Origin of the sequence: Borborobacter xinjiangensis, from assembly GCF_047739745.1 — a bacterium.
Lineage (GTDB): Bacteria > Pseudomonadota > Alphaproteobacteria > Rhizobiales > Rhizobiaceae > Pseudaminobacter.
The window spans coordinates 1-543 of record NZ_JBLLVA010000102.1 but is presented as its reverse complement, the minus strand read 5'-3'; the positions used below and the strand labels follow the sequence as shown (position 1 = coordinate 543).

Here is a 543-nt window from a genome sequence, read left to right as displayed (position 1 = left end):
CATGGCACGAATGAAATTTCTCTGCGATGCCGACCGCTGCATCGAATGCAATGCCTGCGTGACCGCCTGCAAGAACGAGCATGAGGTGCCCTGGGGCATCAACCGCCGGCGCGTCGTCACCATCAATGACGGCAAGCCCGGCGAGCGCTCCGTCTCCATGGCCTGCATGCACTGCACCGACGCGCCCTGCGCGGCGGTCTGCCCGGTCGACTGCTTCTACACCACCGCCGACGGCGTGGTGCTGCACTCCAAGGACCTGTGCATCGGCTGCGGCTACTGCTTCTACGCCTGCCCGTTCGGCGCGCCGCAATATCCGCGCGTCGGCAATTTCGGCTCGCGCGGCAAGATGGACAAATGCACCTTCTGCGCCGGCGGCCCGGAAGCCGACGGCAGCAAGGAGGAATATGCGAAATACGGCGCCAACCGGCTGGCCGAAGGCAAATTGCCGCTCTGCGCCGAAATGTGCTCGACCAAATCGCTGCTGGCCGGCGACGGCGAGATCATCGCCCAGATCTACAAGGAGCGTGTCCTCAAGCGCGGCTA

Annotated in this window: 1 protein-coding gene; it reads left to right on the top strand. The window is 64.6% G+C overall.

The features are described from left to right. Position 1: 1 nt before the first annotated feature. The coding region (gene fdh3B / locus ACLKMW_RS26520) for a formate dehydrogenase FDH3 subunit beta (RefSeq protein ID WP_415727526.1) at positions 2–543 on the top strand (542 nt) is incomplete at its 3' end.